Annotated in this window: 9 protein-coding genes; 3 read left to right on the top strand and 6 right to left on the bottom strand. The window is 43.6% G+C overall.

What is annotated here, in order from left to right:
* Positions 1-330: 330 nt before the first annotated feature.
* Complete coding sequence (locus tag F7734_RS45610) at positions 331-600, bottom strand: serine hydrolase (protein WP_243147428.1); 270 nt, start codon at positions 598-600, stop codon at positions 331-333.
* A gap of 33 nt (positions 601-633) precedes the next feature.
* On the opposite strand from F7734_RS45610, the gene F7734_RS45605 reads away from it, so the two are divergent.
* Positions 634-1,203 (top strand): transposase, encoded by a 570-nt coding sequence (locus tag F7734_RS45605; RefSeq protein ID WP_155750959.1) that lies wholly within the window; start codon positions 634-636, stop codon positions 1,201-1,203.
* A gap of 200 nt (positions 1,204-1,403) precedes the next feature.
* Here the strand turns inward: F7734_RS45605 and F7734_RS45600 are convergent, their stop codons facing one another.
* From F7734_RS45600 to F7734_RS45590, 3 genes are all read right to left on the bottom strand, one after another.
* On the bottom strand, positions 1,404-1,751 hold the full coding sequence (locus tag F7734_RS45600) for an XRE family transcriptional regulator (protein ID WP_155750958.1): 348 nt from the start codon (positions 1,749-1,751) through the stop codon (positions 1,404-1,406).
* The gene (locus F7734_RS45595; RefSeq protein ID WP_155750957.1) at positions 1,748-2,110 is read right to left on the bottom strand and encodes a type II toxin-antitoxin system RelE/ParE family toxin; all 363 of its coding nucleotides are present in this window, start codon (positions 2,108-2,110) and stop codon (positions 1,748-1,750) included. Before F7734_RS45595 ends, F7734_RS45600 begins: the two co-directional genes overlap by 4 nt.
* 365 nt (positions 2,111-2,475) lie before the next feature.
* Entirely contained in the window at positions 2,476-2,595 is a 120-nt protein-coding gene (locus tag F7734_RS45590; protein WP_243147427.1) for a DUF1445 domain-containing protein, read from the bottom strand.
* A gap of 150 nt (positions 2,596-2,745) precedes the next feature.
* Here F7734_RS45590 and F7734_RS45585 point away from each other — a divergent pair, with 150 nt between their 5' ends.
* The gene (locus tag F7734_RS45585) at positions 2,746-3,168 is read left to right on the top strand and encodes a putative toxin-antitoxin system toxin component, PIN family (protein WP_155750956.1); all 423 of its coding nucleotides are present in this window, start codon (positions 2,746-2,748) and stop codon (positions 3,166-3,168) included.
* Positions 3,169-3,175: 7 nt separating this feature from the next.
* Positions 3,176-3,406 (top strand): toxin-antitoxin system HicB family antitoxin, encoded by a 231-nt coding sequence (locus F7734_RS45580; RefSeq protein ID WP_155750955.1) that lies wholly within the window; start codon positions 3,176-3,178, stop codon positions 3,404-3,406.
* A 270-nt stretch (positions 3,407-3,676) separates the two neighbouring features.
* Here F7734_RS45580 and F7734_RS45575 read toward each other — a convergent pair whose 3' ends face one another.
* Positions 3,677-4,468: a putative hydro-lyase gene (locus F7734_RS45575; RefSeq protein ID WP_155750954.1), complete on the bottom strand. Its 792-nt coding sequence runs from the start codon at positions 4,466-4,468 to the stop codon at positions 3,677-3,679.
* Positions 4,469-4,788: 320 nt separating this feature from the next.
* Complete coding sequence (locus tag F7734_RS45570) at positions 4,789-8,529, bottom strand: hydantoinase B/oxoprolinase family protein (RefSeq protein WP_155750953.1); 3,741 nt, start codon at positions 8,527-8,529, stop codon at positions 4,789-4,791.
* Between the last annotated feature and the right edge of the window lie 172 nt (positions 8,530-8,701).

The raw sequence follows: 8,701 nt of genomic DNA, 5'->3' as shown, positions 1-8,701 counted from the left end.
CTTGTAATCCTTACTGGGCTTTCATTACAGTCATTATTGATATCAATTCAGCATTAAGGATAAAATGCGTGACTATAAGCGACTGTAAGCCTTGATTTTAAAGGAAAGTTATCGACTGTAATTGAAAATTAGCCCAGTAAGTATGGAAGAGCCCAAATTTCAACAGGTACTAATCCGTTTGAAACCTGGATGTTAGCAAATGGCTATTCTCAGGAGATTATCGACCAAATTTATGAAGTCATTGATAGCTGGCTTGTCAAGAACGGATTACGTTTTTCCAAACACCTTACTGACCCCAATTTAAACTAGTCTAAACCTCAAGTCGTAGTGTCATTTCACATTCATTTGCTCCATTTGTCCCATGCAGCCTTCGCCAATGATTGCGATGACTTCTTCGCGGATTGCATCGGTTGCCTGAGAATCTGAAACAAAAACTGCGATCGCTAGATGTTGTCCATTCGGCAGCGTCACGAGTCCCACATCATTGGTTGCAGCCGTCACGCCATTGACGGTAGCTGAAGTACCTGTTTTGTGTGCTACAACTGTTCCCTTAGGCAACAGTCCCTTAATACGGTTTGGACCTGTCGAAGTCTCTATCATCCTCAAAAATCGCGTAAGATTATAGAAAATAATTTGGGGAATCAAACAGAATTAAAACGACGCCAACGGGATGACGCATACGTGGAAACAGTGGTCAACCAAGCTTGTCGCTCCATCACATTTCAAGCTAAAACTCTCGGCGTCGAAAGTTTAGTAGAGTCAATACGCTCAACTAAAAAGCTATCTAAACGAGCTAAAAATCGTTTAGATAAATGGGAAAAAGGCACTGTTGCAGATCGTCTTACCCATTGGTCGGCACGTCACAGAACTCAGATCTGCTGGGTTTCTGCTGCGTATACATCGCAGATTGATAATCGGAATGGTACGTTACTGGGTACACGTTGTCGAGATCAATTCTTCACCTTTGATGGGGTTGTATTCCAATCCGACCATAATGCAGCGATCAACCTCAGGCATCGTATGACGGATTCCGCGATTACGCAGTTCATGCCTTACAAACAAGTTCAAGCTGTCTTATTAGAGAGAACTGCTCGTTTCTTGAATGCAATGGGTCTGACATTACAGGACGCTGTTGACCGTTTGTGGTTAGACATTAAGCACACCCAATGTGAGGCATTTCAGAAACTCCTACACGGATTGTAGGAACGTCTAGTTAAGGAATAGGGGGAGAGGAAGCCAACCTCGTTATTGATTCCACAGTTTCAGGTGAATCACAAACCCCTACCGTATCAGACAGCAATTAAAGGGGAGTTAAGGTTTTCTCCCCCGACACAAACCTTCGCGCCTAGATACCTTGAGTAGAAATGTGTAGGTTTAGTGAATCCGTAAGTCCTGATAATTTGTTATGTTTTACTGTCCACTTCGTGGCTTACAAGGTCACTTAACGTATTCAGGCGAACAGGGGGCTGATTCGGAAGCTCAACTACAATAGTTAGATTGCCGCCTATAGCATCAATGTAGTTCCTCAAAGTAGACAGCAACATATCAGACTCTCTTTCCAGGCGTGACACGTTAGATTGCGGCATTCGCAAGCTTCGTGAAATTTCCGCCTGTGTTAGCCCTGCGGCTTTTCGTAGTTCCTGCAAAGTGAGATATTCAGTTTCTAATTCTTCAGCTCGAGCTTGTATCCGTTGCTTGCGCTCGTCTGGCAAATTATCCCATATACTTTGCAAAATTTTCCCTTTAGTCATTGGTTTTCCTCCTTTAACTGGGTCAAATGATTGTCGAAGCGTTCATCGGCCTTTTTGATAAGCTGCTTGTAAAACCGTTTCTCACTCACCCCAGATTTATCACCAGCGACAAGCAGAATTGCTTGTCGTTTCGGATCGAATGCAAATGCAGCTCGCCAGACACCGTTGTCCGCTTTAAACCGTAGCTCTTTCATGTTTGTATACTTAGAACCATTGAGTGTGTCCACATGGGGCCTGTTTAGCTGCGGGTCGTACTTTTCCAGCAACGCCACTTCTGCTAATAAAGCATCTTGCACCGCCTCGGAAAATTCCAAGAACTCTTGTGCAAATAAAGGATACAATTCAACGTTCCAACACATACCAATACGTTATCATTTATGATATATATCGTCAATGATATTATTTTTAGGTTTTTTTGTATGGCAATACCTTCGCCAATATAGAAGCCTAGACCAATTTTGCCATTTTTGCCTCGTACACAAACTTTTGCCATTTTCAACGAAAATCTCTTATCCATGTGTATTCTTGCGGTTAAATGTCAGAATCTCAATGTCTTGCTCTGCAGGCTATTGAAGAAAAATTCCTTCCGGAAAACCTGAGGCTGTTTTTTAAGGAAGAGTGATTTTTGCCAAGGAACAAAAGAACGGGCTTTCATCATTAAAACACCACCACTTTACCCTTCAAAAATGGCGAAGGTATTGAAACATATGTCCGGGTGCATGAGTCATAGCGAATTCAGGCTTGGCTTGAAGAATTCAGTTTGAGTCGTGACTCCACAAGCCCAAAAAACAGGAACTTCATTATCACCAAGAGTAACCGCATTCCCATAATCTGGACTTCCCAAATCTTCAATCCCTATTACTCCTGGGTCAATACAGTTCGGTTAAGCGAATTACAAAACGTGAAACCTCTTCATCAAAATCTGCTGAAGGGGTAACAAAGTTATGAAATGTGATTTGTCCTCATGTGACAGCGTATATGCTATCATAACGGCATGGCTATTAAAATTGTAGTTGACACCAGCGTTTTAATCAGTGCGCTTATTAGCTCTACAGGTTCTAGTAGAGAACTAATTCGACGCTGCTTAAAAGGCAAATATCAGCCTTTAATGGGAAACACTTTATTTTCTGAGTATGAGTCAGTCATCGGGCGAAAAGAAATTCTTGCCAAATGCCCTTTAACTAGTGTAGAAATTTCTGCTTTACTCGCATCATTTTTGAGTGTGAGTGAGTGGATTTCTATTTACTACCTATGGCGACCTAATTTAAAAGATGAGGCTGATAACCACTTAATTGAATTAGCGGTTGCTGGTAATGCTCAAATTATTGCCACTCAAAATATTAAGGATTTCCAAAATTCACAATTGTTATTTCCGAATTTAGCAATATTAAAACCAGAAGAAATTATCAGGAGTTGAATTAAGAATGGCTACTTTAACTATTCGTTTACCAGACGAAAAACACAACAGGTTAAAAGAACTTGCTCAAGCCAAAGGAATAAGTGTCAATAAACTGATTGAAGAATTATCGACCTTAGCTCTAGCGGAATTTGATGGCTACACCAGATTTAAAGCAATGGCTGCAACTGGCAATTCAGAGGAAGGCTTAAAAATATTAGCGAAACTTGATACTTTGTTTATAGACCAAAATCAGTAAATAGCTCATATGTTTTTTTAAGCATCGTGCAAAACTTTAACTGGTAAATTCTTTTGCCAAGGCTGGAAACGCGGCGAACGCGCTGTAAAATTCTCTTCCGTCAGGCAGCAAAGAATGACTATTATTCTTGAAGCGATAGAAAAGCACACTGTATTACAGCAAGAAATAACCTAACAATTCGCTTGGAGAAACAAGTTCGCTAACCCATAAGAATTTAATAAAGCACTGTAAGAATCACAAAAGCAGTCAAACATTAGAACTAAGTACGCTTTATGACTTTAAATACAAAAGCTCTTCGTCCTTTAAATCACTGACAAACATATGTCCGGGTGCATGAGTAATGGCGAAGTCAGGCTTTGCTTGAAGAATTGCAGTTTGAGTCGTGACTCCACAAGCCCAAAAAACAGGAACTTCATTATCGCGAAGAGTCACCGCATTCCCATAATCTGGACTCCCCAAATCTTCAATCCCTATTACTCTTGGGTTTCCAATATGCACGGGAGAACCGTGTGCTTTGTAATAGCGACTCGTGACTTCTACAGAGCGAACGACATGATGTGCGGGTAAAGGACGCATGGAAACAACTAAGGGGCTGGAAAAGGTTCGACTGGGAATACATTGAATGCTTGTTTTGTACATCGGAACATTTTTCCCTTCTTCTATATGACGTACTGATAGCCCAGCATTGAGCATGGCATTCTCAAAGGAAAAAGAGCAACCAATGAGAAAGGCGACTAAATCGTCTCTCCAAAATGGTCTGATATCTGTTGTTTCCTCAACGAGTTGACCTTGGCGAAAAATTCTATAGCGTGGTAAATCCGTTCTAATATCAGCACCAGGAGCAATCAGTTTAGGTTCGGGAGATCCGACTTCTGTGACATCAAGAATGGGACATGGCTTGGGGTTTCGCTGACAAAACAGCAGAAATTCAAAGGCTAGATCGTAGGGCAATACAACTAAGTTGGCTTGAACATATCCTAGAGCAAGCCCAGGTGTAGGAGCTTTTAACTCACCAGTTCTACATTGCTGACGGATTTCGGAAGGAAGTGTAGAAATTGACATTATTGATTCTCCTATGTAAGTTTGCGACACGTGGTGTATTACTGATTCTCTTGGTAAATAGAGGTTTCAGTGTTGTTTTTACCCCACCCTAGCCCTCCCCTTGCAAAGGGGAGGGAACTGGAAATTCAATTTCCCCCCTTTATAAGGCTACGGTGTACACACAAGTCTGAAATAACTAAGAAACCGAGGTTTTAGTCTTAGTTTTACCCCACCCTAGCCCTCCCCTTGTAAAGGGGAGGGAACTTGATTTTCCATGGCGAAGGAACTTGATTTTCCTTTTCCCCCCTTTATAAGGGGGGATTAAGGGGGGTAAAGCACCTTTAAGAGGAGGGTAAAGCCCCAAACCCACCACCTCCTGGCGTCTCGATCGCAAAAACATCACCGGGCTGCATTTGAACTTCTGCTTTGCTACCAAGGGATTCAATCGTCCCATCACGTCGCACAACAGAATTGCATCCAACCGCCCCCGATTCACCACCCGCCAACCCAAACGGTGGAATCACTCGATGACCTGATAAAATCGCTGCTGTCATAGCTTCCCGGAATTGAATCCTGCGAATGACTCCATGACCACCTCTATATTTACCATGACCGCCACTATTAGGACGGATTGCAAACTCTTCCACTAAAACTGGAAACCGCCACTCCAGCACCTCCGGATCGGTCAACCGCGAATTCGTCATATGCGTCTGAACCGCGTCAGTTCCGTCAAAATCAGCACCAGCCCCAGAACCGCCACAAATCGTTTCGTAATACTGGTGTTGCTTGTTGCCAAAAGTAAAATTATTCATCGTGCCTTGAGATGCTGCCATTATACCTAACGCACCATATAATGCATTCGCGATCGCTTGGGACGTTTCCACATTACCTGCAACCACAGCAGCCGGATAGCGCGGATTGAGCAGACTGCCTTCTGGGATAATAATCTCCAATGGCTTGAGACAACCTGCATTCAGTGGAATATCATCCTCAACCAATGTCCGAAATACATACAGCACAGCCGCTTTGCAAATTGCCAATGGTGCATTCAAATTGGTGGATTGCTGGGGTGAAGTACCCGTGAAATCAACACGAGCAGAACGGTTGTGGCGATCGATGGTAATCTTGACACAAATAATACTACCATCATCCATTGAATACGTGAAACTACCGTCTTGTAGCACATCAATTGCCCGTCGCACTGCTTCTTCAGCATTATCTTGAACGTGTTGCATATAAGCTTCCACAGTTGCTAGTCCGTAATGCTCGACCATGCGGTGAAGTTCTTGCACGCCTCGCTCATTAGCAGCAATCTGTGCCTGAAGATCGGCTAAATTTTGACTGGGATTGCGAACTGGATAATTCCCTGCACGCAACAATTCCAGTATATTTGTTTCTTGAAAACGTCCTTGCTCGACAATTTGCACGTTATCTAGTAAGATACCCTCTTGGTCGATGGAAGTGCTGTGAGGTGGCATTGAACCGGGTGTAATACCGCCAATGTCAGCGTGGTGTCCCCGTGACGCAACATAGAATAGCGGAGTAGTAGAGTCAGGGACAAACACCGGAGTAATCACTGTTACGTCTGGCAAATGCGTCCCTCCATTATAGGGATTATTCGATACGTAAGCATCTCCGGGTTTCAGAGTTTTTCCTTTAGCTTGAATTAAACTGTGTACGCTTTCGCTCATGGAACCTAAATGCACTGGAATATGAGGTGCATTAGCAACAAGTTGTCCTTGTCGATCGAAAATAGCACAGGAGAAATCGAGCCGTTCTTTGATATTGACTGAGTAACTGGTGTTTTGCAGTGTAATGCCCATTTCCTCTGCAATTGCCCGTACCAAATTGTTGAAAATTTCCAAGAGAACGGGGTCGGGAGTCGAGGAGGAAGGAGCGATCGCAGATGGATTTGATTCCATTTCATTCTTTAACTTCTGGCTGTCATCCTTTGTTAAAATCAGGTGATTTTGTTGAGTTAATTGTGCATACCATCCCGGCTCGATGACATTTGTTCCTGTAGGTTCAATAATTAAGGCAGATCCGGTAATGCGATCGCCTGGTCTTAAATCGTGGCGTTGATAAACAGGTGTATCGTGCCAATTACCTTTAGTATAGATTTTAACAGTATCAATTGGTTCGAGCGGTGCTGTTCTGCTAGATGCAACCGTTGGTTCTTTAATCTCGCCACTTTGTCCAACTGCTTCCACTGAAGCTGCTTCAACAATCAGTGCTTTATCAGGCATTGTGAAGCCATAGCGTTGATAATAAGCTTGCTCAAAGCGTTCTCGTAAAATAGCACAACGAGCCTCGTTAGGTAAAACTTCCTCCGAATTGCCAAAATCTACCACCAATGCGGAATCTGTACCTGCATAGCGTAAATGGACTTTGAGCAGAACTTGAATTTGAGAGCGATCGATACCCTGTTGCATCATGTCAGCGTACCCTTCGGCGGAGAGTGCGTTCAGCGTTTGAGCTAACCCAGGGATCGCGTCATGAGTTAATTGAACTTCCACTGCCTTTTCTTTGAGCGATCGCACATCCGCTAAGCCGATACCATAAGCAGAGAGGACTCCAGCATAGGGATGAATGAAAATTGAAGTCATACCCAGTGCTTCGGCAATCAAACAAGCGTGTTGTCCCCCCGCACCACCAAAACAGCACAGCGTATATTCCGTAACATCATAGCCTCGCTGAATGGAGATTTTCTTAATAGCAGTAGCCATTTTATCGATTGCGATGGCTAAAAATCCCTCGGCAACTTGTTCCGGTTTGCGCTGACTTCCTGTCTTTTCAAAAATTTCTGTAGCCAATTGAGCAAAGAGGTTCCGTACAATCTCAGTGTCTAGTGGTAAGTTCCCTTCAGTACCAAACACAGCAGGAAAGAACGGAGCTTGAAGTTTACCCACCATCACATTGCAATCCGTCACTGTTAACGAACCACCCCGACGGTAGCAAGCGGGACCTGGATCTGCACCCGCAGACTCAGGACCGACTCGGTAACGATAACCGTCGAAGTTGAGAATTGACCCGCCTCCGGCTGCGACTGTATGAATTGACATCATCGGTGCGCGTAACCGTACTCCTGCAACTTCCGTTTCAAAAGTGCGCTCGTACTCCCCGTTAAAGTGCGAAACATCAGTGGATGTCCCACCCATGTCAAATCCAATAATTTGATGAAAACCCGCCATTGCACTGGTTTTTACCGCTCCAACAATGCCACCAGCAGGTCCCGATAAAATGCTATCTTTGCCTTGAAATCTGTTAGCTTCAATCAATCCTCCATTGGACTGCATAAACATCAAACGCGGGGAGGAAGAAGGAGTCCTTGCATTGTCATCTTTTCTTAGTTCTGCAGCCACCTGGTTTACATATCGCCGTAGAATTGGGGATAAGTAGGCATCTACAACAGTGGTATCGCCTCGACTAACCAGCTTCATGAGGGGGCTGACTTTGTGAGAGACAGAGATTTGGGTGAAACCAATATCGTTCGCTAATGCTGCAATTTGTTGTTCGTGGTTGGGGTAACGGTAGCCGTGCAGAAATGCGATCGCACAAGACCGAATGCCATCATCGTATGCCGATTGGATTGATTGAATCAGGGCTTCGTTAATCTGAACTGGAATTAATTCTTCTCCTTGAGCAGTATAGCGTTCTTGGACTTCAATGACCCGCTCATAAAGCATTTCAGGAAGTACAATGTGACGAGCAAAAATGTTTGGACGGTTTTGATAGCCAATGCGTAGAGCATCTCGAAACCCTTTAGTTATCAGCAGAAGAGTGCGATCGCCCTTACGCTCTAACAGCGCATTCGTCGCCACCGTCGTTCCCATCTTAACTGCTGCAATTTGTTCTGTCGGAATGGGTGCATCTGATGGAATTCCTAAAATCTCCCGGATACCTTGAATTGCTGCATCGTTATAGCGTTCTTTATTTTCAGATAAGAGTTTGTGAACGATGATTTCGCCATCTGGACGTTGCGCCACAATGTCAGTAAACGTACCGCCGCGATCGATCCAAAATTGCCAACCAGAGCGATGGGAATTATTGATTGGTAAGTGCTTGATGCGATCGAGATTCATCCTGACTTCCCTCCATTATTGCAAAGCCCGACTATGTTCTATAACTTATACAGCACAATATTTTATATAGTAAAATATGCCATACTATAATATGAGAAAACATATAATTGTAAATGACCTATGGATTCCCAACATCTGAAAGGCAAAATTTGGAACTAAGGCACAGTAAAGG

The sequence above is a fragment of the Scytonema sp. UIC 10036 genome (assembly GCF_009725235.1).
This window is presented reverse-complemented; position numbering and strand designations above follow the sequence as displayed.

Excerpts from the sequence above, each read along its gene's own strand:
- F7734_RS45595 (WP_155750957.1), bottom strand. The coding sequence starts at position 2,110 with ATGTGTTGGAACGTTGAATTGTATCCTTTATTTGCACAAGAGTTCTTG.
- F7734_RS45570 (WP_155750953.1), bottom strand. The coding sequence starts at position 8,529 with ATGAATCTCGATCGCATCAAGCACTTACCAATCAATAATTCCCATCGC.
- F7734_RS45600 (WP_155750958.1), bottom strand. The coding sequence starts at position 1,751 with ATGACTAAAGGGAAAATTTTGCAAAGTATATGGGATAATTTGCCAGAC.
- F7734_RS45575 (WP_155750954.1), bottom strand. The coding sequence starts at position 4,468 with ATGTCAATTTCTACACTTCCTTCCGAAATCCGTCAGCAATGTAGAACT.
- F7734_RS45610 (WP_243147428.1), bottom strand. The coding sequence starts at position 600 with ATGATAGAGACTTCGACAGGTCCAAACCGTATTAAGGGACTGTTGCCT.
- F7734_RS45580 (WP_155750955.1), top strand. The coding sequence starts at position 3,176 with ATGGCTACTTTAACTATTCGTTTACCAGACGAAAAACACAACAGGTTA.
- F7734_RS45585 (WP_155750956.1), top strand. The coding sequence starts at position 2,746 with ATGGCTATTAAAATTGTAGTTGACACCAGCGTTTTAATCAGTGCGCTT.